This window comes from Pseudomonas sp. VD-NE ins (assembly GCF_031882575.1).
In the GTDB taxonomy this organism is placed as follows: Bacteria; Pseudomonadota; Gammaproteobacteria; order Pseudomonadales; family Pseudomonadaceae; genus Aquipseudomonas; species Aquipseudomonas fluorescens_BZ.
On the sequence record NZ_CP134772.1, the window covers coordinates 1,533,649 to 1,557,232 of the forward strand.

The 23,584-nt window shown below is 57.7% G+C and carries 27 protein-coding genes and 1 tRNA gene; 16 read left to right on the forward strand and 12 right to left on the reverse strand.

Annotated elements, in window-relative coordinates:
* Positions 1-6 precede the first annotated feature (6 nt).
* Together RMV17_RS06670 and RMV17_RS06675 are read right to left on the reverse strand one after the other, a co-directional pair.
* Positions 7-888, reverse strand: coding sequence for a dihydrodipicolinate synthase family protein (locus RMV17_RS06670; protein ID WP_311886063.1), 882 nt, complete (start codon positions 886-888; stop codon positions 7-9).
* A gap of 22 nt (positions 889-910) precedes the next feature.
* Positions 911-1,693 (reverse strand): aldolase, encoded by a 783-nt coding sequence (locus RMV17_RS06675; RefSeq protein ID WP_311886064.1) that lies wholly within the window; start codon positions 1,691-1,693, stop codon positions 911-913.
* 106 nt (positions 1,694-1,799) lie between these two features.
* Here RMV17_RS06675 and RMV17_RS06680 point away from each other — a divergent pair, with 106 nt between their 5' ends.
* Positions 1,800-2,342, forward strand: a complete 543-nt coding sequence (locus RMV17_RS06680) for an XRE family transcriptional regulator (RefSeq protein ID WP_311886065.1) — start codon at positions 1,800-1,802, stop codon at positions 2,340-2,342.
* A 63-nt stretch (positions 2,343-2,405) separates the two neighbouring features.
* Here RMV17_RS06680 and RMV17_RS06685 read toward each other — a convergent pair whose 3' ends face one another.
* Entirely contained in the window at positions 2,406-3,425 is a 1,020-nt protein-coding gene (locus RMV17_RS06685; RefSeq protein WP_311886066.1) for a DUF4917 family protein, read from the reverse strand.
* Between the two features lie 154 nt (positions 3,426-3,579).
* Here RMV17_RS06685 and yiaY point away from each other — a divergent pair, with 154 nt between their 5' ends.
* The 12 genes from yiaY to RMV17_RS06745 all read left to right on the forward strand — a co-directional run bounded on the left by yiaY (position 3,580) and on the right by RMV17_RS06745 (position 14,846).
* Positions 3,580-4,728 (forward strand): L-threonine dehydrogenase, encoded by a 1,149-nt coding sequence (gene yiaY, locus RMV17_RS06690; protein ID WP_311886067.1) that lies wholly within the window; start codon positions 3,580-3,582, stop codon positions 4,726-4,728.
* Positions 4,729-4,796: 68 nt separating this feature from the next.
* The gene (locus RMV17_RS06695) at positions 4,797-5,708 is read left to right on the forward strand and encodes a LysR family transcriptional regulator (RefSeq protein WP_311886068.1); all 912 of its coding nucleotides are present in this window, start codon (positions 4,797-4,799) and stop codon (positions 5,706-5,708) included.
* Positions 5,709-5,958: 250 nt separating this feature from the next.
* Positions 5,959-7,152, forward strand: a complete 1,194-nt coding sequence (locus RMV17_RS06700; RefSeq protein WP_186623769.1) for a CaiB/BaiF CoA transferase family protein — start codon at positions 5,959-5,961, stop codon at positions 7,150-7,152.
* Positions 7,149-8,075, forward strand: a complete 927-nt coding sequence (locus RMV17_RS06705) for a hydroxymethylglutaryl-CoA lyase (RefSeq protein ID WP_311886069.1) — start codon at positions 7,149-7,151, stop codon at positions 8,073-8,075. The genes RMV17_RS06700 and RMV17_RS06705 overlap by 4 nt, the downstream gene beginning before the upstream one ends.
* A gap of 185 nt (positions 8,076-8,260) precedes the next feature.
* Positions 8,261-9,592, forward strand: coding sequence for an MFS transporter (locus RMV17_RS06710; protein WP_034153107.1), 1,332 nt, complete (start codon positions 8,261-8,263; stop codon positions 9,590-9,592).
* A gap of 351 nt (positions 9,593-9,943) precedes the next feature.
* Entirely contained in the window at positions 9,944-10,684 is a 741-nt protein-coding gene (locus tag RMV17_RS06715; protein ID WP_311886070.1) for a hypothetical protein, read from the forward strand.
* 29 nt (positions 10,685-10,713) lie between these two features.
* Positions 10,714-11,442, forward strand: a complete 729-nt coding sequence (locus tag RMV17_RS06720; protein ID WP_108225306.1) for a hypothetical protein — start codon at positions 10,714-10,716, stop codon at positions 11,440-11,442.
* A gap of 4 nt (positions 11,443-11,446) precedes the next feature.
* Positions 11,447-11,863 (forward strand): fosfomycin resistance glutathione transferase, encoded by a 417-nt coding sequence (gene fos / locus RMV17_RS06725; RefSeq protein ID WP_311886071.1) that lies wholly within the window; start codon positions 11,447-11,449, stop codon positions 11,861-11,863.
* A 60-nt stretch (positions 11,864-11,923) separates the two neighbouring features.
* The gene (locus RMV17_RS06730) at positions 11,924-12,562 is read left to right on the forward strand and encodes a LysE family translocator (protein ID WP_311886072.1); all 639 of its coding nucleotides are present in this window, start codon (positions 11,924-11,926) and stop codon (positions 12,560-12,562) included.
* Between the two features lie 79 nt (positions 12,563-12,641).
* Positions 12,642-13,991 (forward strand): diguanylate cyclase domain-containing protein, encoded by a 1,350-nt coding sequence (locus RMV17_RS06735; RefSeq protein WP_311886073.1) that lies wholly within the window; start codon positions 12,642-12,644, stop codon positions 13,989-13,991.
* A 116-nt stretch (positions 13,992-14,107) separates the two neighbouring features.
* Positions 14,108-14,266, forward strand: coding sequence for a KGG domain-containing protein (locus tag RMV17_RS06740; RefSeq protein WP_080762009.1), 159 nt, complete (start codon positions 14,108-14,110; stop codon positions 14,264-14,266).
* Between the two features lie 76 nt (positions 14,267-14,342).
* On the forward strand, positions 14,343-14,846 hold the full coding sequence (locus RMV17_RS06745; protein WP_034153112.1) for a DUF4142 domain-containing protein: 504 nt from the start codon (positions 14,343-14,345) through the stop codon (positions 14,844-14,846).
* An 89-nt stretch (positions 14,847-14,935) separates the two neighbouring features.
* Here RMV17_RS06745 and RMV17_RS06750 read toward each other — a convergent pair whose 3' ends face one another.
* From RMV17_RS06750 to RMV17_RS06760, 3 genes are all read right to left on the reverse strand, one after another.
* Positions 14,936-15,346: a low affinity iron permease family protein gene (locus RMV17_RS06750; protein ID WP_034153113.1), complete on the reverse strand. Its 411-nt coding sequence runs from the start codon at positions 15,344-15,346 to the stop codon at positions 14,936-14,938.
* Positions 15,347-15,467: 121 nt separating this feature from the next.
* Entirely contained in the window at positions 15,468-16,007 is a 540-nt protein-coding gene (locus RMV17_RS06755; protein ID WP_311886074.1) for an AidA/PixA family protein, read from the reverse strand.
* 125 nt (positions 16,008-16,132) lie between these two features.
* Positions 16,133-16,636 (reverse strand): inclusion body family protein, encoded by a 504-nt coding sequence (locus RMV17_RS06760; protein ID WP_016982769.1) that lies wholly within the window; start codon positions 16,634-16,636, stop codon positions 16,133-16,135.
* Between the two features lie 377 nt (positions 16,637-17,013).
* On the opposite strand from RMV17_RS06760, the gene tam reads away from it, so the two are divergent.
* Complete coding sequence (gene tam / locus RMV17_RS06765; protein WP_311886075.1) at positions 17,014-17,784, forward strand: trans-aconitate 2-methyltransferase; 771 nt, start codon at positions 17,014-17,016, stop codon at positions 17,782-17,784.
* A 202-nt stretch (positions 17,785-17,986) separates the two neighbouring features.
* Here the strand turns inward: tam and RMV17_RS06770 are convergent, their stop codons facing one another.
* On the reverse strand, positions 17,987-18,724 hold the full coding sequence (locus RMV17_RS06770) for a class I SAM-dependent methyltransferase (RefSeq protein WP_311886076.1): 738 nt from the start codon (positions 18,722-18,724) through the stop codon (positions 17,987-17,989).
* Positions 18,725-19,296: 572 nt separating this feature from the next.
* Here RMV17_RS06770 and RMV17_RS06775 point away from each other — a divergent pair.
* The gene (locus tag RMV17_RS06775) at positions 19,297-19,659 is read left to right on the forward strand and encodes a DUF6124 family protein (protein ID WP_311886077.1); all 363 of its coding nucleotides are present in this window, start codon (positions 19,297-19,299) and stop codon (positions 19,657-19,659) included.
* Positions 19,660-19,735: 76 nt separating this feature from the next.
* Here the strand turns inward: RMV17_RS06775 and RMV17_RS06780 are convergent, their stop codons facing one another.
* The 4 genes from RMV17_RS06780 to RMV17_RS06795 all read right to left on the reverse strand — a co-directional run bounded on the left by RMV17_RS06780 (position 19,736) and on the right by RMV17_RS06795 (position 22,072).
* Positions 19,736-20,995, reverse strand: a complete 1,260-nt coding sequence (locus RMV17_RS06780; protein WP_311886078.1) for a type II toxin-antitoxin system HipA family toxin — start codon at positions 20,993-20,995, stop codon at positions 19,736-19,738.
* The gene (locus tag RMV17_RS06785; protein ID WP_095119135.1) at positions 20,988-21,305 is read right to left on the reverse strand and encodes a helix-turn-helix domain-containing protein; all 318 of its coding nucleotides are present in this window, start codon (positions 21,303-21,305) and stop codon (positions 20,988-20,990) included. Before RMV17_RS06785 ends, RMV17_RS06780 begins: the two co-directional genes overlap by 8 nt.
* Positions 21,306-21,448: 143 nt before the next feature.
* The gene (locus tag RMV17_RS06790; protein ID WP_007911473.1) at positions 21,449-21,856 is read right to left on the reverse strand and encodes a type II toxin-antitoxin system HicB family antitoxin; all 408 of its coding nucleotides are present in this window, start codon (positions 21,854-21,856) and stop codon (positions 21,449-21,451) included.
* Between the two features lie 36 nt (positions 21,857-21,892).
* A complete protein-coding gene (locus tag RMV17_RS06795) occupies positions 21,893-22,072 on the reverse strand; it encodes a type II toxin-antitoxin system HicA family toxin (protein WP_007911472.1) in 180 nt (59 codons plus the stop codon).
* Positions 22,073-22,433: 361 nt separating this feature from the next.
* Between RMV17_RS06795 and RMV17_RS06800 the strand changes: the two genes are divergently transcribed.
* A complete protein-coding gene (locus RMV17_RS06800; protein WP_311886079.1) occupies positions 22,434-22,952 on the forward strand; it encodes a BRCT domain-containing protein in 519 nt (172 codons plus the stop codon).
* 456 nt (positions 22,953-23,408) lie between these two features.
* Here RMV17_RS06800 and RMV17_RS06805 read toward each other — a convergent pair.
* A tRNA-Gly gene (locus RMV17_RS06805) sits at positions 23,409-23,482 on the reverse strand.
* Positions 23,483-23,584: the final 102 nt, after the last annotated feature.

Here is a 23,584-nt window from a genome sequence, read left to right on the forward strand (position 1 = left end):
AGTGGATCAGCGCAGGGTTTTCAGGATTGCTTGCAACTGAGTCTGGCCCGCCTCACTCAACGGGAAGACCGGCAAACGTGGATCGCCCACCTCCAGCCCGGTCTGCCGCAATCCGGCCTTGATCGTCGCCGGCAAGCCCCCCTTCAGAATGAAATCCAGCAGCGGCAACTGGCGATAGAACAGATCCCGCGCCCGATCCAGATCGCCGCCCATGGCCGCGTCATAAAGATCCAGGTTCAACTGCGGGATCAGGTTCGGCGCCGCCGTGCACCAGCCTTTCGCCCCGGCGGCAAACGCTTCGAGCGCCAGCGGATTGCAGCCGTTGTAGAACGGCACCTGGCCTTCGCCGAGCAATTGCAGCTTGTGCATGCGCTGAATATCGCCGGTGCTCTCCTTGACCATGGTCACGTTTTCCACGCCGTTGACGATGCGCAGAATCAAATCGACCGACATGTCGGTGCCGCTGGTGGCCGGGTTGTTGTAGAGCATGATCGGCACGCCGATGCGCTCGCCGATGGCGCGGTAGTGGGCGAGGATTTCCGCTTCTGTGAGTTTCCAGTACGAAGCCGGCAGCACCATCACCACATCGGCGCCATGGGCTTCAGCGAAACGTGCGCGGCGTACGGCTTTGGCGGTGGTCAGGTCGGACACGCTGACAATGGTCGGCACGCGTTTGGCCACGTGCTTGATGCTGAACTCCGCCACCTGATCCCACTCGGCATCGCTCAGGTAAGCGCCCTCGCCGGTGCTGCCCAGTGGTGCGATGGCGTGGACGCCGCTGTCGATCAGGCGATCGATCGATTGACCGAGCGCTGGCAGGTCCAGCTCTTCGCCGTTGGCGCCAAACGGGGTGATGGTGTAGCCGATGATGCCGTGAATAGTGGACATGGGAATCTCTCCGTAACAGGTTTCAGTTCAGGCAATCGGCGTGTTGGCGCAGGTTCTGCCGGGCGTAGTAGTTGAAGGCGGCGGCGTGACGTTTCGGCTTGGCGATCCAGTCGTGCGCCTCGCGGCCCAGCTCAGGGATGATCGGCTTGATCGTGCCGGCCGCCATCGCCAGCAGTTGCAACTTGGCCGCGCGCTCGATCAGTTGGGCGATGACACAGGCCTCTTCAATCGTCGTCCCGGTCGACAGCTGACCGTGGTGCGAAAGCAGGATCGCGCGTTTGTCGCCCAGCGCGCCGGCGATCAATTCGCCTTCTTCGTTACCCACCGGCACACCCGGCCAGCCTTCGAGAAATGCGCAGTCGTCGTACAGTGGGCACAGGTCCATGTGGGAAATCTGCAGCGGCACCTCCAGCATCGACAACGCCGCCACGTGCGTCGGGTGGGTGTGGATGATGCAGTTCACATCCGGGCGAGCGCGGTACACCCAGCTGTGGAAGCGGTTGGCCGGGTTGGCCATGCCGTGACCTTCGAGGACTTCCAGATCCTCGTTGACCAGCAGCAGATTGCTCGCAGTGATTTCGTCGAAACCCAGGCCCAATTGCTGAGTGTAATAGGTGCCGGGCTGCGGGCCACGGGCGGTGATTTGTCCGGCCAGACCGGAGTCATGACCGTTCTCGAAGAGAATCCGGGAGGTCAGGGCCAGCTTTTGCCGGTCCGTCCACGTATTATCCGCCAGGCTTTTTTGCATCTGGGTCAGCGCTTGCTTGACCAGTTGGTCTTTGGGTAGTGCTAATGTCTTGGCCATGTCTGTGTCCTTTGGGTGATTGCAAATGACACGAAAGAGGCTATATGACACAATGTGTCATTGGCAAGCACAAATCGTCGCTTCCTCCATGGAATAACTGCTGCGCATGTCTATCCGTTTGAAATTATTGAGAAAAAAACTTGGCGTAACCCTTGAGGCGCTGGCCGAAAAATCCGGCATGACCAAGAGTTATCTGTCCAAGGTCGAACGCGGGCTGAACACCCCGTCGATTGCTGCCGCGTTGAAACTGGCAAAAGCGCTGAATGTGAAAGTCGAGGAATTGTTCTCCGAAGACAACGTCAGCCTCGACACCTACAGCCTGGTGCGCAGCCACGAGCGTCAGTCACTGGCCGCGAATGATCAGAGTCCCGGGTATGCCGTGTTGGCCCATCAGGTCAGCGAACGCAATCTGCTGCCGTTCATCATCTACCCGCCCAGCGAGTTCACTGACAAGACCTTCAAGGAGCATCTGGGCGAGGAGTTTCTGTTCGTCCACGAAGGGCGGGTCGAAGTGGATTTCATGAACGAGAAAGTGCTGCTGGAACGCGGTGATGCGCTGCACTTCAATGCGCAAAAGCCGCACCGGATCCGCTCGGTGGGTGAGGTGCAGGCGCAGTTGCTGGTGGTGGTGCACAGCGCTGAGGATTGAACCCTGAAATCAAAAGATCGTCCGAACGCGGCCCGAGCCTTCGGACGATCTTTTGATCTTGCTTCAAACCTCGACGGGCACCGACAACTTCGGATTGCCGAGCGCATGGCTCTTGGCATCAAAAAACCGCAACTCCACACCCGTGCCCTCAAACACCTGCGCGTAATGCCGCTTCTGATGCTGAACAAACGCCGCACTGCGCGGATAAATCGAGATCGCTACCGTCGCAGGTTTGGCCAAACGCAGTGCCCGGACGATGTGCGCATCCTGTTCGCCCAACGCATGACCGAAGATGCACAAACCGCCGCCATGCCCCAACAACTGCTGATAACAGAACGACAGATAATCCGAACTGCGAATGGTCTTGAGCTTGTCCGCGCTCGGCCCTTCGGTAACGAACAGCGGCACGTCATCCAGCGTCTTGATCGTATTGTTGATCGCGAAACTGCCGAGCAGCGTGCCTTCGGTCGAGGTCAGCTTGCGCGCTGTGCCGTCCTGATTGCGCACCAGATGCAGGCCACCGTGCAGGTACAGCAAGCGCGGTTTGGCGGTGTCAGTTTCGCTCAGATCAAAACTCGCGCTGGCGCCGTTGAACAAATCGTCGATGGCCTCGCTGTTGTGCTGCAGGGCCCAGTAGTTGAGCAAGTCGTAATTGGTGGTGAACACTGTGCGATAGCGCGCCAGTTCTTCATTCAGCGTCGCCAGGGTCGAGGCTTGCACCAGTCGCCAGGGAATGTGCACGGCGTGCACGGTGTTGATCAACGCTTCCTTGATCGCGTAGTAGCGATTACGCGGTGCCGCTGAGCTGACGGCCAACGCTTTGTTGACCCGGCTGGTGGTTTTCAGCGCGCCGAGTACCTGCTCGAAGCTGCGCGTTTGCATGGCGTCGAACACCGCCAGTTCCGACGGGCTCAGCGGTTTCTCTTCAACGGTACGGGCGTTTTCGAACAGCGAGTCATAGCCGAAGTCATCCCACACCGCACGACTGGCGCCATTGCCCACCAGCAGGCCGTTGAAGTCACTGGTGGCGCGCAAGGCGTTCCAGTCTTCGAGGGTGGCGTCGACATCCAGAAAATCGGTCATTGCGCAGGCGTCTCAAAACAAAGGGGCTGATGGGCGGCGACTTTATCACGAGCGGGCATTGAGCCAGATCAACATCGGTCGTGACCGATCGGTCGATCCTGTGTGCATCCGCCGGATCGGCGCAGTCGATTCGGCCTCAGTCAGGAGATGCACCATGAGCAGCACCTTTTTCATTCCGGCGGTCAACATCATGGGCAGCGGCTGCCTCGACGAAGCCATGGTCGCGATCCGCAACTACGGTTTTCGCAAGGCGCTGATCGTCACCGACACCGGGTTGGCCAAGGCCGGCGTGGCCGCGATGGTTGCCGAGAAACTGGCGATGCAGGACATCGATTCGGTGATCTTCGACGGCGCCAAACCGAACCCGAGCATTGCCAACGTCGAGTCGGGCCTGGGGCTGCTCAAGGAAAGTCGCTGCGATTTCGTCGTGTCGCTGGGCGGCGGTTCACCCCACGATTGCGCCAAAGGCATTGCCCTGTGCGCGACCAATGGTGGACAGATCCGTGATTACGAAGGCGTCGATCAATCGAGCAAACCGCAACTGCCGCTGATCGCCATCAACACCACCGCCGGTACCGCCAGCGAGATGACCCGGTTCTGCATCATCACCGACGAATCGCGCCACGTGAAAATGGCCATCGTCGACCGCAACGTCACGCCGCTGCTGTCGGTCAATGACCCGGAGTTGATGCTCGCCATGCCCAAAGGCCTGACCGCCGCCACCGGCATGGATGCGTTGACCCACGCCATCGAAGCTTATGTCTCGACCGCCGCCAACCCGATCACCGACGCTTGCGCGCTGAAAGCCATGACCCTGATCAGCAACAACCTGCGCCTGGCCGTACGCGACGGCAGCGACCTTGCCGCGCGGGAAAACATGGCGTACGCACAGTTCCTTGCCGGCATGGCCTTCAATAACGCCTCGCTCGGTTATGTGCATGCGATGGCGCATCAGTTGGGCGGTTTCTACGACTTGCCCCATGGCGTGTGCAACGCCGTGCTGCTGCCCCATGTGCAGACGTTCAATGCGCTGGTCTGTGCCGAGCGGCTGACCGATGTCGCTCACGCCATGGGCGCTGATATCCGTGGTTTCAGCCCGGAGGAGGGCGCCCAGGCGGCGATCAATGCGATCCGCTGCCTGGCCAAAGATGTCGAGATTCCCGGTGGCTTGCGTGAACTCGGCGCCAAGCTCAGTGACATTCCGCTGCTCGCCACCAATGCGCTGAAAGACGCCTGCGGTTTGACCAATCCTCGGGCGGCAGATCAGCGCCAGATCGAGGAGATCTTTCGCAACGCGTTCTGAGACGAGTACAGCGGCGGCGAACGGCGTTATGCTCAGCGCTCTTCTGCGCCGCCACTGCCGAGTCTCGCATGTTGCAAAAAAGCCTGATCCGCCGCCTCGACCTGATCACCCTGCAACTGTTTGTCGCCGTGCACGAAGAGGGCACGCTGACCCGCGCGGCCTCGCGCGAAGCCATCGCGGTGTCGGCAGCGAGCAAGCGGCTGATGGAGCTGGAAGAGGCACTCGGGATCAGCCTGTTCGTGCGCCAGGCCAAGGGCATGACGCTGACCCCGGCCGGGGAAACCTTGCTGCATCATGCCCGGCAGATGCTGTTCAACGTCGAGAAAATGGGCCTGGAACTCGGCGAACACAGCCACGGTGTGCGCGGTTATGTGCGCATGCTGGCGAACCTCTCGGCGATCATTCAGTTTCTTCCCGAAGACTTGCGCGATTTTTCCGCGCGGCATCCGCAGGTCAAGACCGACCTTGAAGAGCGGCCCAGCGCCGGGGTGATTCAAGGCGTGCTCGATGGCGTGGCAGATCTCGGTATCTGTTCCAACGACAGCGACACCAAAGGCTTGCACAGCGTGTTGTACCGTCAGGACAAACTGCTGGTGGTGATGCTGCCGGAGCATCCGTTGGCCACGCGCGAGTCGGTGGCGTTCGCTGAAACGCTCGACAGCGACTACGTCGGATTGCATGCCGCCAGTTCGATCAATATGCGCACCCACGCGGCGGCGCGACAGGCCGGCAAGGTTCTGCGCATTCGTATTCATGTGCCGGGGTTCGATGCGGTGTGCCGGATGGTTCAGGCCAACATGGGCATCGGCATTCTGCCGCAGCGTGCTTATGAACTGTTTGGTCAGGCGCTGGGGTTGCACGCGGTGCCGTTGACGGATGACTGGTCGGATCGCGCGTTGATTGTGGTGGTGCGGGATGAGGCGCGGTTGTCGCCGGTGAGTCGGTTGTTGTTCGAGCATTTGCGCGGGCAGGGCGCATAGATCTCCAGTGAATGTTCCGGCCTCTTCGCGGGCAAGCCCGCTCCCACAGTGGATGTGTGTTGAACACAAAATCTGCAGCCGCCACGAAACCCTGTGGGAGCGAGCCTGCTCGCGAAGACTGATTTGAATTCACCACATCCCCCCCAAGCGTTCGCATTTCGCGAACGCCCATTGCCGAGACACGGCTGGATTGCCCGATCATCGTTCCTCTAGCCTTGGCGCATATTCCAAGAACAAGAGGTACCCCGCGATGACTGCCCCCTTGAGTGCGATCAAAGTGATCGAGATCGGCACCCTGATCGCCGCGCCGTTTGCCGCGCGCATGCTCGCCGAGTTCGGCGCCGAAGTGATCAAGATCGAAGCCATGGGTCAGGGCGACCCGCTGCGCAAATGGCGCAAGCTGCACGAAGGCACGTCGCTGTGGTGGTACCTGCAATCACGCAACAAGAAATCGCTGGCACTCAATCTGAAATCCGCCGAAGGCATCGAACTGGTCAAGCAACTGGCCAGCGACGCTGACGTGATCATCGAAAACCTGCGCCCCGGTGCGCTGGAGAAACTAGGCCTCGGTTGGGACGTGCTTCACGCGCTCAACCCCAATCTCACCCTCGTGCGTATTTCCGGCTATGGCCAGACCGGCCCGTACCGTGATCGTCCCGGCTTCGGCGCGATCGGTGAAGCGATGGGCGGCATTCGTTACACCACCGGCACCCCCGGTTCGCCACCGGCGCGGGTCGGCGTCAGCCTCGGTGATTCGCTGGCCTCATTGCACGCGGTGATTGGCGCGCTGATGTCGCTGTTGCGGGTCAAGACCGGGCAGGGCGGCGGACAGATCGTCGACGTGTCGCTGGCCGAAAGCGTGTTCAACGTCATGGAAAGTCTGGTGCCGGAATACGACATGCAGGGCCATGTCCGCGAACGCAGCGGCGGCGCGTTGCCGGGTATCGCACCGTCCAATACTTACCTGACGGCTGACGGGGCCTATGTGGTGATTGCCGGCAACAGCGACCCGATCTACAAGCGTCTGATGCACACCATTGGCCGCGAAGACCTGGCTGACGCAGAGGAATTCGCCCACAACGACGGTCGCGCCGCCAAGAGCGGTTTGCTCGACGCCGCCATCACCCACTGGACCAGCAGCCTGCCGATCGACGACGTGCTCGCGGCGCTGGAAGCGGCTGAAGTGCCGGCCGGGCGCATTTATTCGGTGGCCGACATCGTTGCCGATCCGCACTATCAGGCACGCGACATGCTGCTCAGTGCCGAGTTGCCCGGCGGTGCAACAGTGAAGATGCCCGGCATCGTCCCTAAACTCTCGGAAACCCCCGGCGGCGTGAACTGGTCGGGGCCAAAACTCGGCCAGCACACCGACGGTATTCTTGCCGGCCTCGGCCTGACTGAACTCGACATCGAACGCCTGAAAAGCCAAGGGGTGGTGCAATGATCACGGACTATTCGCAAACCCTGATCGTCCAGGAAGTCTCGCCGCGCGACGGTTTGCAGATCGAGCCGACCTGGGTGGAAACCGCTGACAAGATCGCCCTGATCGATCAGCTGTCACTGGCCGGTTTCAGCCGTATCGAGGCCGGTTCGTTCGTGTCGCCGAAAGCCATTCCGGCGCTGCGTGATGGCGAGCAAGTCTTCAGCGGCATTCAACGCCAGCCTGGGGTGATTTACGTCGCGCTGATTCCCAACCTCAAAGGTGCGCAGCGTGCACTGGAGGCGGGCGCCGATGAACTGAATCTGGTGATGTCCGCCAGCCAGACGCACAACATGGCCAATATGCGCATGCGCTGTGAAGACTCGTTGGCGGCGTTAGGTGACATCGTTTCGTTCGCCAGCGGTTCCGGTGTGCGCCTCAACGGCAGCATCGCCACAACGTTCGGTTGTCCGTTCGAAGGTCAGATCGACGAGGATCGCGTGCTGCAGATCGTCGACGCGTATCAGGAACTCGGCATTGCCGGCATCACCCTCGCCGACACCACCGGCATGGCCAATCCGCGTCAGGTAGATCGCGTGGTGCGGCGGGTGTTGCAGCGGGTTTCGCCGGCCGATCTGACCCTGCATTTTCACAACACCCGGGGTCTGGGGCTGTGCAATGTGCTGGCGGCTTACGAGGCGGGCGCGCGGCGTTTCGATGCCGCACTCGGTGGCCTTGGTGGCTGCCCGTTTGCGCCGGGCGCGTCGGGCAATATCTGCACTGAAGACCTGGTGAACCTGTGCGATGAGATCGGTATTCACACCGGCATCGACTTGCCGCTGCTGCTGAAACTCTCGCGCGGCTTGCCGAATCTGTTGGGCCACGAAGTCCCCGGTCAACTGGCCAAGGCCGGGCGCAACTGCGACCTGCACCCGATTCCCACCTGACAACACCAATCCACTGTGGGAGCGAGCCTGCTCGCGAATGCGTCGCGTCAGTCGACATCAAAGGTGAATGACACATCGCCTTCGCGAGCAGGCTCGCTCCCACAGAAAAACGCTCCACAGTGAGTGTGAAAACCAGACAACAAAAACAATCGGACGCCCACCGGCAGTCCGTCTGGAGAAAAGCTATGAGCCTCAATGTAATGGAGGCGGGCGCGAGTCCGTCCGTCGATCACGACGCCGAAAAAGCCCTGGTCAGCAAAGTCGCCTGGCGCCTGATGCCGCTGATCATGGTCTGCTATCTGTTCGCTTTCTTCGACCGCATCAACATCAGCTTCGCCAAGTTCCAGTTGCAGACTGACCTGAGCCTGAGCGACACCGCTTACGGCCTCGGTGCCGGGCTGTTCGTGGTCGGTTACGTGCTGTTCGAAGTGCCGAGCAACATGATGCTGTACAAGGTTGGCGCACGGCGCTGGATTGCCCGAATCATGATGTCCTGGGGCGTGGCGACGGCAGCGATGGTGTTCGTCAACAGCGAATGGCAGTTCTACGCGCTGCGCTTTGTGATCGGCGCGATGGAAGCCGGGTTTGCCCCGGGCGTGCTGTATTACCTGACGTTGTGGTTCCCGCAGCACTTCCGTGGGCGCATCACCTCGATGCTGTTTCTGGCTTCGGCGTTTGCCGGTCTGGTTGGTGCGCCGTTCTCCGGGCTGGTGCTGGAACACCTCGACGGCGTGCTGCAAATGCGCGGCTGGCACTGGTTGTTCCTGCTCGGCGGCGTGCCGTGTATCGGCCTCGGTTTTCTGGTGCTGACGCTGCTCAAGGATCGCATCGAGGATGCGCACTGGCTAAGCGCTGACGAGAAGAAACTGCTGTCCAGCCGCATCGCCCAGCATGAACCGCACAAGAACGGCGGCTCGTTGCTCGCGGCGTTGAAGATTCCCGGATTTTTGACCTTGGGGCTGATCTATTTTCTGATCCAGGTCGCGTCCTACGGCTTGAACTTCTGGGCGCCACAGTTGATCCGCAGCGCCGGTACCGAGAGCCCGGTGATGATCGGTCTGCTGACGGCCATTCCGTACATTTGCGGGGCGATCAGTATGGTGGTGATCGGGCGTTTGTCGGATGCCACCGGTGAGCGGCGCAAGTTTGTCGCCGGGCTGGTCATCGTCGGCGCGATCGGATTTTTCAGTGCGGGAATTTTCGCCAGTCACACCACGTTTTTGATCGTTGCTCTTGGCTTGCTTGGCGCCGGGATCATCGCCTCGATTCCGAGCTTCTGGACGCTGCCACCGAAGTTGTTGGCCGGTGCTGGCGCTGGTGCAGCGGGCGGGATTGCGGTGATCAACACACTTGGGCAGTTTGGCGGGATCGTCAGCCCGGTGATGGTCGGGCGGATCAAGGATCTGACCGGCAGCACCACGCCGGCGCTGTATGTCATTGGCGTGGCGGCGCTGATCGCTGCGGCACTTTTGCTGTGGGCCTTGCCGCAGAAATTGCGCACGCTCGATAAGTTCTGAGATCTGCGGTGTCTGCAATGACGCCTTCGCGAGCAAGCTCGCTCCCACATGTGATCGCATTTCTCCAGTTGGAATTCGGCACCTGTGGGAGCGGGCCTGCTCGCGAAGACTGACTTCCAGACACTGAAAAATCACGGATTGGTTCCATCAGTTAACAGCCACCCCATTTTTCTCAAACACACGAATCAACACCACCCCTGGCAATCGCCAACATCGCCCCAACACCCGCAACGCCGTCAACGACTTCTCGCTACCAAGCGGGAAATGCACTTTGGTTTACTGATGATTCGGTTGAAAGGGCCGATACAGCAGGGGATAGTGCGCGGCTGAAAAATGCTCAAGGAGCGGGAAGTGACAGTGAAGTCTGGCTGGATCGGTTGTGCCGCATTGTGCGGGTGGTTGCTGGCGGGGCAGGCAGTTGCCGATTGCACACCGGCACCCACGGCGCATGAGGTGGATTTTTCCCTCTGCAAGGATTGGCCGGCATATCCCGGGCTGACGCTCACCGCTGCTGCCAATTTCTCGCCCGATCCGGTGTATGGCGAGTCAGGGACTGTAGGGCTTTACGATCTGCGTTTGGCCTTGGTGGCGAGTGCAGACTCCAAGCCGTTAGCGAGCTTTTATCGGCCCTCGGCATTCTCTGTGGATGCCATCGCGCTTGATGAACTGAAATTCGATACCGCCCGCTATAAACTCACGCCCCAGTTGCAGGCCTTTGGCGTTCGGGTTCGATTCAAAGGCTCTTCCCGTGTGAATCCTCTGGATGAAACCTGGTTGTCGCTCTATGTGAAAGACGGCAACGCATTGCGTCCTGTCATGGATCGGCTGGTGGTTTATGAATATGGCGGGGAGTGGGATGGCAATTGTGCGGGAGAGCGCTACGAGACTACGCGAACCGTGGCTCTGGCCAAGACCAGCAGCCATGGCTATGCCGATCTGATGATCAAAACGATCCGTAGCTCGACCGTTGGCGAGGGCGAGGGCGAGGGCGAGGCGTGTGTATCCAATACCGTCACGCAAAAACCAGTCTTGACGACACTTCGCTATGACGGCAAAAGTTACGTAATGCCCGAAGATTTCAAAGGCTACTAAGACAGATGTCTTTTACTCAAGGAAGAACAATGATTTCGCGTAACACACTGCTTGGCGTTTTCATCGCAACAGGTCTTTCGACCATCACCGCTGAAGTCCAGGCTGCCTGCGAAGTGAAAAAATTCGATGGCCATTCCCTTTCACGCTGCAAAGCGTGGCCGGCGTTCAACGATCAGTCGATTGCGGCGAAATCTTCATTTCTCTCGGATTCGGGCGACGATGAAATGGGGGTGTTCGATCTGGAATTGGCGCTCGTCAGTTCGACAAGCGGCAAGAGTCTCGCCACGTATGCCAAACCCGGGGCCTACAATTCCGATGCCATCAGTTTCGACGATCTGACAATCGATACGGCCCGTTACCGATTGGCTGCTGATGTCCGTGCGTTCGGTTTGCGTTCGAGATTCGCCAGCCACGGCTCCAGAGCCAATCCTTACGCAAAAACCGATCTGGCGTTGTATGTGCGCGAAGGCAACAAATTGCGCCCGGTGCTGGAAGGCTTGGTGATTCGCAAGGAATTCGGCGAAGGAACGGATGAGTGTGGAACCGAGGACACGCAAATCCGTAGAACTATCGATCTCGGCCCGACGAGCCACCATGGTTTCGCCGATCTGATCGTCAGCTCGAGTGGTTCAGTTTACAAATCCTTCCTGTCGGATAAGAAGTGCATCTCGAAAACGATCGAGATGAAGAAAACTCGCGTCACCCTGACCTACGACGGCCAGCAATACATCGTTCCCGAAGACCTCAGAGGTTACTGACCCGATGCTCACCGGCCTCAACCACCTGACCCTCGCGGTCAGCGATTTGCAGCGTAGCCTGGCGTTCTATCACGATGTCTTGCAGTTGCGCGTCGAAGCCACGTGGGATGCCGGTGCCTACTTGTCGCTGCCGGGACTATGGTTGTGCCTGTCGCTTGATCCGCTGCGTTCGAGTCAACCGTGCGCCGATTACACCCATTACGCTTTCAGCCTCAATGCAGCCGATTTCTCCACGTTCGTAGCAAAGCTAAAAGCGGCGAACGTGCGGGAATGGCGGGATAACCGCAGTGAAGGCGCGTCGTTCTACTTCCTCGATCCCGACGGCCACAAGCTCGAAGCTCACGTCGGAGATCGCGCTTCACGACTGGCAGCGTGTCGGCAAAAACCGTACGCCGGCATGCGTTTTTACGACGAGTCATGATCAGACACATTTGTCTGTTATAGACTGGCGGCCACGTGTTCTGGCGCTTGCAGGTTTTCCATGACTCCATCGTTGCTAATGGCCGTGCTGGCCTCGGGTTTCATTTATGGCATTACGCCCGGGCCGGGTGTACTGGCGGTGTTTGGCATCGGCGCAGCACATGGGCGGCGGGCCGGGGCGGGGTTTCTTTGCGGGCATCTGCTCGGCGATGTGGTCTGGTGCAGCACGGCGCTGATTGCGATTGTCGGCGCCCGGGAAATCGGCGGCACCGCGTTTGATGTACTCGGTGTGCTCAGCGGTTTGTACCTGTTCTGGCTCGGCTGGCGCGCGGTGCGCGCCCAGCGTCGCAATGGTGACGAACCGCAAGGCGCGGCGCGCAAGCCGTTCTGGCACGGCATTCTGTTCGGGCTGACCAATCCCAAGGCCTACCCGGTGGCGGTGGCGACCTTCACTGCGTTGTTGTCGAGCCGCGCCGAACTGCTCAGCTGGTCGATGTTGCCGGCGCTGATTGCCCTGAGTTTCCTCGGTGGCTTGCTGGCCTACGCTATTCTGATTGGCGTGGTCGGCGCGCAGCGGGTACGCACGCTGTATCAGCGTCATGAGTTGCTTATCACCCGCTTGTGCGGCGTGATGTTTATAGGTTTTGCCATCAACGCGCTGGTGCATGCACTGCCGGGGCTGATGCCGAACAAGGCTTGAAAGTGAGTGCAGGGAGGCGCAATCACGAGGTCAGGGATGGTTGATCAGTGCTGCATTGTCCGGACACCCACGCTGAACCATGGAAAGCCGAAATTCCGCGCCGTTGGCGAGTTTTATCGACCTGTTGCTGGACGCCGTTTGCGCGGTCGACAAGCAGGGGCGCTTCGTTTTTGTCAGTGCCGCCTGCGAGCGTGTTTTCGGCTATTCGCCTGAAGAACTGATCGGCCGGCAAATGATCGAGCTTGTGCACCCGGCGGATCGTCAGCGCACCCTCGCAGCCGCCAACGAAATCATGGGCGGCGAACCCAAGCTCAACTTCGAAAACCGTTACCTGCGCAAGGACGGCAGCATCGTGCATATCCTCTGGTCGGCGCGCTGGTCGGAAGTCGATCAACTGCGCATCGCCGTGGCGCGCGACATCACCGAGCGCAAACAGGCCGAATCGCGCCAGGCTGCGCTCTATGCAATATCCGAAGCGGCGCATGCGGCGGAAGATCTGCTGGCGCTGTTCAAGCGTATTCATCTGATCATCGGCGAATGGCTGCCGGCGATGAATTTCTCCGTGGCGCTGTACGATGATCACTGCGCACAACTGAATTTCCCGTATCACGTCGACGATCACGAATTGCAGCCCGAGCGGCCGGGCACCGTCACAGGGCGCCTGTGTGCGGAAGTTATCCGAAGTGGTCAGCCGATTCTTCTGACGCCGGACAGTGCAGATTCTCCGGCTGATTTCGCCGAGCTGGTGACGGGGCAAAACGCGCCGTGCTGGCTCGGCGTGCCGTTGAATTCGAAAAACGGCACCATCGGCGCCTTGATCGTCAAAAGTCTGCCCGGCGGCGAGCGCTACACAGAGCGGGACAAGGAACTGCTGCAATACGTCTGCGCGCAGGTCGCCACGGCCATTGAGCGTCAGCAGTTGCACGCCCGGCTGCGGCGCATGGCGCAATACGATCAACTGACGCAACTGCCCAATCGTGAATTGCTGCGTGATCGCTTGAAGGCTGCGTTGGCCGGCGCTCGCGAACAATCCGGGCACATGGCCTTGTTGTATGTCGACCTGGATCGCTTCAAACAGGTCAACGACACCTTCGGTCATGCCGTCGGCGACATGCTTCTGCAAACCGTGGCCAACCGCCTCAAGGGCTGTGTGCGCGAAACCGATACCGTGGCCAGAATTGGCGGGGATGAATTTGTCGTGTTGCTGCACAGCGTTCAGGCCTCGGAAGACGCTGACGGCGTAGCGGAAAAAATCCGACAGGTTCTGGTACAACCGATGCGCCTCGATGGCCACAACCTGCACATCGAACCAAGTATCGGCGTCGCCCGCTATCCAGAGCACGGCCGTGAGGAACAACAACTGTTCCGCCATGCCGATCAGGCAATGTACGCCGCCAAACGCTTGAACCATCACGCGTTGAACGGTTGATCCGGGGCCGCCGTTCGTCGCAGCGACTGCAACTTTTCTAAACCTTTGCCGGCCAGGAAATTCTCAATCTAGGCGGGCACCTGCTCGCCACGATCATTACCAAGAGGTAGAGAATCATGCCTAACTCAAGAAACTCGAACTCGGGAAACTTCGCCAACGATCGAACGAAGGCCTCTGAAGCAGGTCGCAAAGGTGGGAAAACCACCACAACGACTGTAGATAAAGAGCCTGCGAAAACAGAAACGGGCCGCAAGCCCGCTCAGAAATCGAAGTAGTCGGTGAAGGTAGTTTTGATTGAGAGGCGGGGGCGTAAGCTCCCGCTTGAATTTCGCAAGTAAGGAGGGCGCGACCATGAGCCGGATGGCCACCCGTATACGCACCATGAGTTTTGCATCGCTGTTGGGCCTGTGTGCCAGCAGTGCGTTTGCCCAGTCGCCCGCCGATTTCATCAACGATGCCTCAGCCAAAGGCATGGCCGACATTGAGGCCAGTCGTCTGGCCCACAGCAAGGCCGAATCGAAAGAGGTCAAGGACTACACCATCGTCGTCATCAACGACCGCACCACGGCCAACCAGCACTTGGCGAAAATCGCCAAGAAGCTTGACCTGCCGGTTGCTCCGCGTGAAGAACTGGCCGACAAGGCCAAGGAGTTGATGCCGCAAGTGACCGACGGCGCCTCCTTCGATCAGGCCTATGCCGCGAGTCAGGTCAAAGCCACTGAAGAGGCCATCGAGCAGATTCAGCAGGAAGCGCAGACCACCGACGTGCCGGAGATCAAGGCGTTTGCCGACGAGACCTTGCCGAAGCTGCAAAGTCATCTGGAAAAGGCTCGCCAATTACAGGCCAGCCGCTAACCACAGGACCAAAAGATCGCAGCCTTCGGCAACTCCTACACCGAACTTTGTAGGAGCTGCCGAAGGCTGCGATCTTTTGATTTCAATCCTCAACACTCATTCAAATCCTGCTTGGTCTTGCTCTTCTCGCCCAACCCCTCAAGATTAAAAACCTCACCCTCGCCCAACGAACGGTAGTGCCTGCGCAACGCCTCCAACTGCTTCAAATCCAGTGCCTCCAGCCCAAGCATCGCGTTCTGCGCCTCTTTGGTCACCAAGAGCAATTCATCGATTTTCAAATGAAGAATGTCGGTGTCGCGGTTCTGCGTGTTCTGGATCAGGAATACCATCAGGAACGTGATGATGGTGGTCGACGTGTTGATGATCAGTTGCCAGGTGTCGTTGTAATGGAAGATCGGCCCGCTCAAGCCCCACAGACCGATCAGGATCAATGCGCCCATGAAGGTCTTGGGACTACCGGCCACCATCGCGAGCTTCTGGGAGATTTTTGCGAATTTCATAGCGGTGTTCCTTATTGGGGGAGTGCTTGAAATTCAGACATTGGCGGGATTGGGAAAATTCTACTGGTGTGTGAAATGTCCCTGAAAAACCGGCCTCCCGACCGGTTTCAGTATCAGTACTCTAAACCTCGAGTTCGACGTCGACGTTCCAGTGGAAATAACCCACCACCTCACACTGCTGATTGACCAGCATGAAACTCAGTTCGCATTGCACGTCGCCGGGTTTCTTCGGCGTGCAGGTCCAGAAATGGTCATCAGCCTTTCGGCTGCCCGGTGTTGTCGGGTCGTCCGGGTTGGGCGCGGGCACCGTCAGGTCGGTATGAATTTGCAGGTTCGGTTCGGAAAGCACGCCGCTGTCAGCCACTGTCATGCGGTACACAACCACACTGTGTTCGGCGATCAGGCTGACGGAGCGTCCACGAACGTGCAGGTCGCGGCCAATTTCGATCGGAATTGTTATTGAGCTGTCATTTGTGACTATTTCTTTCGGATTATTACCAGTTGCGAAAAAGATAAAACCATCGGTAATGCTCGTCGGCGCGGCGGCGTCCAGACTTGGATTTGGATATTGCTTCAGTACTGATTCGGCATCGACGATCAGCAACACGTTGTGTGCGTTGCTAACGCCGGATGAGGGCGACGGGATCGGTTCGCTGGTCATCATGGATTCCTTTCACGATGTTGGCACAAGACGACAGCCGCTTCGGTCAAGGCAAGACATCCTGTTCCGGCCGCAGCGGCAGCGGATCGGTTGAGCCCCTTGTCACCAAAGGGCTCGACACATCATCAGTTATGGATGGAGATGAACGGATCCCACGAACAGCAGCCGATGATCTGGCAGTTGCGATCGACGATCAGGAAGTGGAAGTGATAGGTCACGCGACCACAGTCGAGGGTTTCGGATGACCAATAGTGGTTGTCGACTTTCTGGCAGCTTGGTACGGATGGATTGCTCGTGTTGGGCACAGCAACGCACGCTGTGGCCTTGCGCGGCGAGGGGGGCGAGATCAGGTTCTCTCCGGCGTTGGGGATGAATTTGTAGAAAATCACTGCCTGTTCGAAGCTCTGCGACAGGCTGGTTTCGCGCCAGCGGATCAGATCGCCGACCTGAGCCTTGAGGTCCAGTTCGCCACCGGCCTGGCCACTGACGACGTTGTCCTGATTGGTGACCATGTACACATGTTTCCAATCAATCAGCGTTGGGTTCTTCGGATCCTTGCTGATGTTTGGATACTTTTTCAGAATGGTTTCGGTGTCGATGGAAACCAGAATATCCGTCACTCGAGACATGGTGATGCTCCTTTTTCATAGTGAACGTCGGACTGCAATCCAGGCACGACGACGCTTGCTTGCCGTATGGCTTTTGCGAGCACACTACTGGGGGAACCCACTGATCACGAGAAATGAACAGGCCGTGCTCCTTGCACGAAATCGACTGATTCGGGTTCCTTCCGATTGCCGCTCCTTGACTATAGGTACGTTTTTTTAGCTGTCAAAATCGCTTTTGTCTGGCTCGACGGACGGTCACCTAATTTATTGAAACCAACCCATTGGCGATAAGCCGACGGGGTGGTCAGACACCCTTTGCAATTGAGTCGCTCTGGAACTGTTTGCTGTGCGGCCTGTATCGTGACTAACCGCTGGTACGCCCCCGACAGGAGAACGCAATGAGTTGGTCCGCCAAACAATACGTCGCTTTCGAAGATGAACGCACCCGCCCGGCCCGCGATCTGCTGGCGGCGATTCCCACGCCTGAAGCGCGAACAGTGGTCGATATCGGTTGTGGTCCCGGTAACTCGACGGAGCTGCTGGTACAGCGTTTTCCCGGGGCGAAGGTCAGTGGGCTGGATAGCTCGGCAGACATGATCGACGCGGCTCGCAAGCGCTTGCCGGATTTGCGCTTCGATGTCGCCGAGATTGATAAGTGGGCCGATGCAGGACCGTTTGATGTGATCTTCGCTAATGCCGTTTTGCAGTGGGTGCCGGATCACGCGGCGTTGTTGCCGGCGTTGGCCAGCAAGTTGTCGGCCGGTGGCAGCCTGGCGATCCAGATGCCGGATAACCTCAATGAACCCTCACACCGCTTGATGCGTGAAGTCGCCGCGAATGGTCCGTGGGCGAGCAAGCTTTCAGGCGCAGCGGGACAACGTACCGATATGGCCAGCGCCAGTGATTATTTCTCGATGCTGCGGCCACACTGTGCGCGGGTCGATGTGTGGCGCACCACCTATCACCATCAGCTGTCTGGCGGGGCGGCGGGGGTGGTGGAGTGGTTCAAGGGTAGCGGGTTGATTCCGTTTTTGAATCCGCTGACCGAGGCGGAAAAGGCGCAGTACCTGGAGCAGTATCTGGCGGAGGTTGAGAAGGCTTATCCGGCACTGGCGGATGGTTCGGTGCTGTTGCCATTTCCACGGTTATTTATCGTTGCGACGCGCTGAAATAAATTGAGTCTGTTGTTCGGCTTGAGATTTTAGGTGCGCTTTCGGACGGCCCCCTCATCGGAACGCCGCCCGCCCAGCCCTCTCCCGAGGGAGAGGGAGCCGAGTTGTGTTGTTTCCAAACCTGAGTTCGTCTCGATTTTGCACGTCGGCGTAGCTCTTACTGGCACCGCGGTCAGTCCCCTCTCCCTTTGGGAGAGGGTTAGGGTGAGGGCTTCTGCACCGCCACCAACATCATCATTGGCCGCTCCCGCTCTTCCGCCAGCGCCGGTTGCGCCGCGACTTCAGCATCGCTCGGCCCCCATTCATTGACATGTCGAATCGTGAATCCTGCTTCGATCAGCGAATTGAGCAACGTCCCGACCGTACGATGCTGCTTGATCACACCCTCAGCCAACCAGTTCGTAACCCGCTCACCCTCCAACTGATAGCTGTCCAGCGGCCAACGTTTTTTGCCTTCAGCGTCAATCAACCAACCCGGATTACTCGGCGCCATAAAGATCGGATGCTCAATGGAAAACACAAAGTGCGAACCCGGTTTCAGCGCCGCGTAGAGACGCGCAAACAGCCCCGGCATATCCTTGATGTAATGCAGCGCCAACGAGCTGTAAGCCAGATCGAAACTGCAAGCGGGCAGGTCGAGCTGTTCCAGATCGGCGCGCTCATAGCGAATATTCGCCGCCGTCGTGGTTTCCCGCGCGCGCTCCAGCATCTTCTCCGAGACATCCAGCCCCAAGACACTGGCCGCGCCATTTTCAATGGCCCAACGGCTGAACCAGCCATAACCGCAGCCCAGATCCACCATGTTCAGGCCGTGCATGGAAGGCAACAGCGCCTTGAGCGCTGGCCACTCCGGTGCCGCGTCGAGGCCGCCGATTGAACGGTTCATCTGGCTGTAGCCTTGAAAGAATTCGGGATCGTCGTAAATGTTTTGCGTCATGGTGAAGTGCTCTTTTGAGTTCGATCGTCAGCGGCAAAGTGGCCGCGATTGGAATCCCTCGAAAGTGATGGCGCGTATTCGTCGATGGCCGCGCAGGGGGAGGGTGGTGGGTGATGGGGAAATGCTAGTCGGTCGAGAGGAAGGTGAAAATCGATGGAGTGTTGTGGATCTGTAATGTCAGAAAATGCTGCAAGGTTTTTGGCTGCTTAAACGCATTCGGTGGCCAGTGTTTATAAGTGTTCGGTGTTACGTCCTGAAGCCTACAAATCCTTGCGCCGTTGCCTACCACTACGCCAGAATCCGCCGGCTTGTGCGCTTGGGAGGCGGTCGGTAACTTGGTTCGCGTCACTGATTTCCAGTGATCGGGTTTAGTAGCCCGGAATCCCCCCTAAATGGCTGCAAAAGTACCATTCAAACAGGCAATGTTTGTACTCGATGGTGGCTGTGCGCATGGCGCCCTCGGGTGCGCCGGATTTAGGGGTTGGGATCCGGTCTACTAACTTGCGCACAGCTGCCTCCCATCCGTTTAGTAGCGAGATTGGTTGCGGCCCCTATTGATAGGTACCAAGCCCATGTACAAAGTAACGCCAAATCCGCCGGAAACCGATCCGGCATCCCCCTACGAATCACCCAATTCAAAGAAATTCCACGAAGCCGCCGAACGCGCCCTCGACCACTATCTCAGTCCCACGGCCAGAATCATGGGTTCCACCCACGAACCCGAACCGATGTACCTCGCCAACCCGAAATACGACACCGAATCCCTGTTGGCCAACGCCAGCGAAACCCTCGGCTCGGCCACCACCATGCTCAACAACTTCGCCGCGTTGCTGGATACCTCACACCGCAAGACAGCGCTCGGCATTGCACAGGTGGTCATGTTGGGGGAATTGGCGGTGAATCAGGCCCTGGATCAGGTTGTGCCAGCGGGTTAACCCGATCGCTTTAAGAAGCCAAAGAAACCGGCCAATTAGTGCCGGTTTCTCGAGACTGCTAACTGGCAGCACGACTTCAGGCAAGTAGCCCGATGTTCTGGTCGATGCGTTGTTGAATGATGCGCAAGGTTTCTTGAGTGATCACACCCGGATACACACTTTCAGCCATGGCTGAGAATCGGCTAGCTACCTCGCAAAATCTGTCAATGATGTCGGCGGCCGTAGCGGCGTTTACTTCAGCCTCCACTGCAAGGTTGAGCAGGTTTTCTCTGCCAATTTCCAAGGCTTCACCCATCACGTCCATCTGGTGATAGCCTCCCGGCCCCTCGCAGAAAGTGACGTCATAGGCCGGCGCTAATTTCCAGTCTCCGCCAGGCGACATGATGTAAGCAAAGTTCTTCGGATGGTCGTCTCGGTTGTTGAATGCGACATTGAAGACGACCCGCTCAAACGCTGCGGCTTTCTCTCGTACGTCATTGCTGCACTTATGAGTCGCACGCAGGAAGTTGACGTAGTCCAGCGCCCCGGGGGATCTGAAATCCGCACCGGTAAAGGCTGCAAGACTCTGCATGGGCACCCGCAAGTCGTTTTGTCGGTCAAAGCGTTTGGTGGCAAAAGCGGCCATTCCCTCAGACAGGCTGAAATAACGAGTGTCGGGAGTCTGGATACCGCACAAGCGTAAACATTCGGCATAGACCATTTCGATGGCGCACACCTCGGGATGTTCTTGCTGAGCCGGAAATTTCACCAACCAGGCTTCGAAACCGGGAGTGGCAGCCGTAGTAAAGGCGTCAGTGTGCGGATCGCGATACACCAGCGCTTTGGGTCGGGCGCCCTGTGGAGAGCCTCCGACCAATAGCAGTTTCTGGAGAAGCTCTCCACCTTTACCTTTGAGTACCTCCTGCACTTCGGACGCGAGCAACTCGATGGGAACATGCATTTGCGGTTCCAGCGCCTCGGGTGCAACAGGTTCAAACGACATGGCCCCCATGGCATTGTTGCCAATGTAGGCTAGCCGCTCCAAAGGACCTATTCGCGCAGGGTTGAGGCCTCGACGTTTGAACAATCGGTCCATCAGCAACATGCCCCAGCCATCCGGCAGCGAGTCATAAACCGGCCCAGGCAGTCCCAACTGATGTGACGGGAAATCCCGGTTTAACCTGGCTCCCTGTAATGGAAGCCTCAAGGAGGAGAGTTCCAGCCCTCTGTTTTTTGCCTCATCGCTGTACTCAAACACGACCTGCGGGCGACCGGTCAGGGCTATTGTGGAAGCAAGTGTGCCCCACCGCCAACGTTCACCCCAGCCCTCGTAGTAGACGTCAACTTGTTCAAGCATTATCGGCTTTCCTTTTGATGCGATGACGCTTGGCCGTTTTTTCGTAGCGAATGATATCGTCCAGAGTTTCGAGCCTTGGCAGAAACAACCCTTCGAGTTCCTTTTCGCGCCCGAGAACCATCGCCACTCGCACCATGTTGTCGAAACTCACATTACGACCGGCTTCAAGGTTTGACACCGTATTCGTCGCAATGCCCGCGCGAGCGGCCACGTCTGCCTGTGTCATCTCCAAAGCCAATCGTTCTGTGCGCAGGCGTTGGCAAATCCGTTTGACGATCTCGCTTGCGGTGGTGAGGCTTAAATCCAGCATGTCGTGTGTACCGTCGACGTTCAGTTTTGATTCTCAGTACGCAATATACTGTGGATTAAACCTAAAAATATCATTTAACTCACAAGAAAATGTAATTAGGTTTAATGGGTAGGATAGGCCAGCACGCGTTGACGCGCCAAGGTTCAACCCTGCTGCAAAACTTTCAGAGCCGCCGACGCCAGAAAGCCCGAGCGGCTTTTTTCTTCCGGGTGATGCAACACATATTCATCAATGCGGTTGAGCAAGTGCCCCGGCAGGGTGATGTTGAGCTTTTGGGCTTTGCCCAAATACTTGAGCACATCGATATCCACCACGGCCCATGCACAACCGGCGTATTTCGGGTTGGCCACGTGCAGGCTCAGTTTGCTGGCCGCTGGAATGGGGGCGTCGTCGTCCGCCAGAATCTCGAAATGACCTTCGATGGCTTCGCGAGCCATGGCGACGGCATCGTCCAGATCCTCTCCGGCGGAAAAGCATCCAGGAATGTCCGGGACTTCTACACCCCAAGCGTGATGGTCATCGCCAATTGAAATCGCAATCGGGTAGAGCATATTCGTTGTCCTCCATGGCGCAACTGACTCAGAGAGTCAAAGCAGCGCCTGCTGCAAAATACTGATGGCCGTTTTCTTCAGCAGATCCTTTTTCGGATGTGGCACGGTGACCAGTCCTGGTTTGCTCGGATGCTTGAAGTGATGGTGACTTCCTTTGATCCGTACCAGATACCAACCGTCTGCGACGAGTTGGCCGATTAAAAAACGGCTATTCACAACACTGTGGTGTGCTTGGTGGGTACTATACTCATTGAATTAATATGATCAACACTATAACCACCGGTCGGTCGTCGTCCTCTGACGGGCGGGGTGGCTTACCGCAGTCTAGGTAAGGCAGAGGCGATGGTGAGGTGGGTGTGTTACCGGGTTTTGCTTATGTTCATGTGGAGATCTTCCGCTGCAAAATAATGGAACACATCTTTTTCTGACGTCACTGCTCGGGCTGCTAACGTTGAACTCTAATGGGCGAAGGTCATGGACACTCAACGAGCCTGTTGAGAGGAAATCACCTCTCGATAAAGCCAGCGTAGTAATGCATGGAATTTGGCCATGTGATCGTCAGAAGGGAGTGAAACGGATGTCGACTCTAAAATTCAGCTATAGAGATGCAAAGGGCGATTTAAGTCAGCGAGAGTTGATTCAATGGTCAGAGAATTCGATTTACATTCAAGGACGATCGGCCAGCGATACCTTTCCTAAAACCTATCGCAAGGATCGCATCATCGAAGTATTGCTCGGGGCTGAGTTGCTCTTAAACGAGGCCGCTCCTCCTTCTCCGAGGCTTCAGCACGATCGAAAGCCACCAGCGCTCGTTGCTTCAGAAGCCGCTTCGCGAATGCCTGATCCGAAAATGTCACCAGGTAGGATCAATCAAATTCTTTTCACTGGGTTCGCTGCTGCACAACGGGCTGAGCTTGAGCAAAAAGCAGTGGAATATGGGTTGAAGGTCATGAGTACGGCAGGCAAGACGCTGACGTTTCTTTGTTATGGCGAAAATGCGGGGCCAACCAAAGTTTCCAAGGCACTTGAGGCTGGAGCTTTCATCATCAACTCAGAGCAATTCTTGAATCTGATCACAACGGGAGAAATCCCCTGAAGTCATTACTTCGATCAGCTTACGCATTGAAACCTGCGCCAACCGCCGAATACTTGATGCGTGCAGCCAGCATCACCTCATTCTGCTTCTTGGTAGCTTCGGTCAGCACTTCACGGTAAACGCGCTTTTTTTTCGTGGGATTTCGCATTACGGATGAAGTCTGCGAATGGGCTTGCGTACTCCTCTTTGAATCCGATTGTCATGGAATTGCTCCGTCATTGATTCCAAGCATGGGCATCATTTCGTGCCTCGCATACTACTCAAGGATTGTCGTTAGAGAGAACAAAAGCGTACAGGTGGAGGGTGCATCTTCAACCTGCGGTGTGTTTCTGAATGGTTCCACGCTGACCAAATGACCAACCTCAAATCCCAGGCACAAAAAAACCGGCCATCAAGACCGGTTTTTTCTGTTCCTGCATCCCCCGTCAAAAAACACAACGTGAGACAAAAATTGAGTGGAGCGGGTAGAGGGAATCGAACCCTCGTCGGAAGCTTGGGAAGCTACTGTTCTACCATTAAACTATACCCGCTCAGAGCGGCTGACTTTGTACCAGACTCGGCCACGGATTTGAAGTTTTTCTTTTACTCATGAACGCTTTAAATCACTGAAAACGGTCAATCGCGGGCGAGCA

What these genes read in the sequence shown, in the direction of transcription:
- RMV17_RS06670 (WP_311886063.1), bottom strand. Translation starts at nt 888, where the DNA reads ATGTCCACTATTCACGGCATCATCGGCTACACCATCACCCCGTTTGGC.
- RMV17_RS06675 (WP_311886064.1), bottom strand. Translation starts at nt 1,693, where the DNA reads ATGGCCAAGACATTAGCACTACCCAAAGACCAACTGGTCAAGCAAGCG.
- RMV17_RS06680 (WP_311886065.1), top strand. Translation starts at nt 1,800, where the DNA reads ATGTCTATCCGTTTGAAATTATTGAGAAAAAAACTTGGCGTAACCCTT.
- RMV17_RS06685 (WP_311886066.1), bottom strand. Translation starts at nt 3,425, where the DNA reads ATGACCGATTTTCTGGATGTCGACGCCACCCTCGAAGACTGGAACGCC.
- yiaY (WP_311886067.1), top strand. Translation starts at nt 3,580, where the DNA reads ATGAGCAGCACCTTTTTCATTCCGGCGGTCAACATCATGGGCAGCGGC.
- RMV17_RS06695 (WP_311886068.1), top strand. Translation starts at nt 4,797, where the DNA reads ATGTTGCAAAAAAGCCTGATCCGCCGCCTCGACCTGATCACCCTGCAA.
- RMV17_RS06700 (WP_186623769.1), top strand. Translation starts at nt 5,959, where the DNA reads ATGACTGCCCCCTTGAGTGCGATCAAAGTGATCGAGATCGGCACCCTG.
- RMV17_RS06705 (WP_311886069.1), top strand. Translation starts at nt 7,149, where the DNA reads ATGATCACGGACTATTCGCAAACCCTGATCGTCCAGGAAGTCTCGCCG.
- RMV17_RS06710 (WP_034153107.1), top strand. Translation starts at nt 8,261, where the DNA reads ATGAGCCTCAATGTAATGGAGGCGGGCGCGAGTCCGTCCGTCGATCAC.
- RMV17_RS06720 (WP_108225306.1), top strand. Translation starts at nt 10,714, where the DNA reads ATGATTTCGCGTAACACACTGCTTGGCGTTTTCATCGCAACAGGTCTT.
- fos (WP_311886071.1), top strand. Translation starts at nt 11,447, where the DNA reads ATGCTCACCGGCCTCAACCACCTGACCCTCGCGGTCAGCGATTTGCAG.
- RMV17_RS06730 (WP_311886072.1), top strand. Translation starts at nt 11,924, where the DNA reads ATGACTCCATCGTTGCTAATGGCCGTGCTGGCCTCGGGTTTCATTTAT.
- RMV17_RS06735 (WP_311886073.1), top strand. Translation starts at nt 12,642, where the DNA reads ATGGAAAGCCGAAATTCCGCGCCGTTGGCGAGTTTTATCGACCTGTTG.
- RMV17_RS06740 (WP_080762009.1), top strand. Translation starts at nt 14,108, where the DNA reads ATGCCTAACTCAAGAAACTCGAACTCGGGAAACTTCGCCAACGATCGA.
- RMV17_RS06745 (WP_034153112.1), top strand. Translation starts at nt 14,343, where the DNA reads ATGAGCCGGATGGCCACCCGTATACGCACCATGAGTTTTGCATCGCTG.
- RMV17_RS06750 (WP_034153113.1), bottom strand. Translation starts at nt 15,346, where the DNA reads ATGAAATTCGCAAAAATCTCCCAGAAGCTCGCGATGGTGGCCGGTAGT.
- RMV17_RS06755 (WP_311886074.1), bottom strand. Translation starts at nt 16,007, where the DNA reads ATGACCAGCGAACCGATCCCGTCGCCCTCATCCGGCGTTAGCAACGCA.
- RMV17_RS06760 (WP_016982769.1), bottom strand. Translation starts at nt 16,636, where the DNA reads ATGTCTCGAGTGACGGATATTCTGGTTTCCATCGACACCGAAACCATT.
- tam (WP_311886075.1), top strand. Translation starts at nt 17,014, where the DNA reads ATGAGTTGGTCCGCCAAACAATACGTCGCTTTCGAAGATGAACGCACC.
- RMV17_RS06770 (WP_311886076.1), bottom strand. Translation starts at nt 18,724, where the DNA reads ATGACGCAAAACATTTACGACGATCCCGAATTCTTTCAAGGCTACAGC.
- RMV17_RS06775 (WP_311886077.1), top strand. Translation starts at nt 19,297, where the DNA reads ATGTACAAAGTAACGCCAAATCCGCCGGAAACCGATCCGGCATCCCCC.
- RMV17_RS06780 (WP_311886078.1), bottom strand. Translation starts at nt 20,995, where the DNA reads ATGCTTGAACAAGTTGACGTCTACTACGAGGGCTGGGGTGAACGTTGG.
- RMV17_RS06785 (WP_095119135.1), bottom strand. Translation starts at nt 21,305, where the DNA reads ATGCTGGATTTAAGCCTCACCACCGCAAGCGAGATCGTCAAACGGATT.
- RMV17_RS06790 (WP_007911473.1), bottom strand. Translation starts at nt 21,856, where the DNA reads ATGCTCTACCCGATTGCGATTTCAATTGGCGATGACCATCACGCTTGG.
- RMV17_RS06800 (WP_311886079.1), top strand. Translation starts at nt 22,434, where the DNA reads ATGTCGACTCTAAAATTCAGCTATAGAGATGCAAAGGGCGATTTAAGT.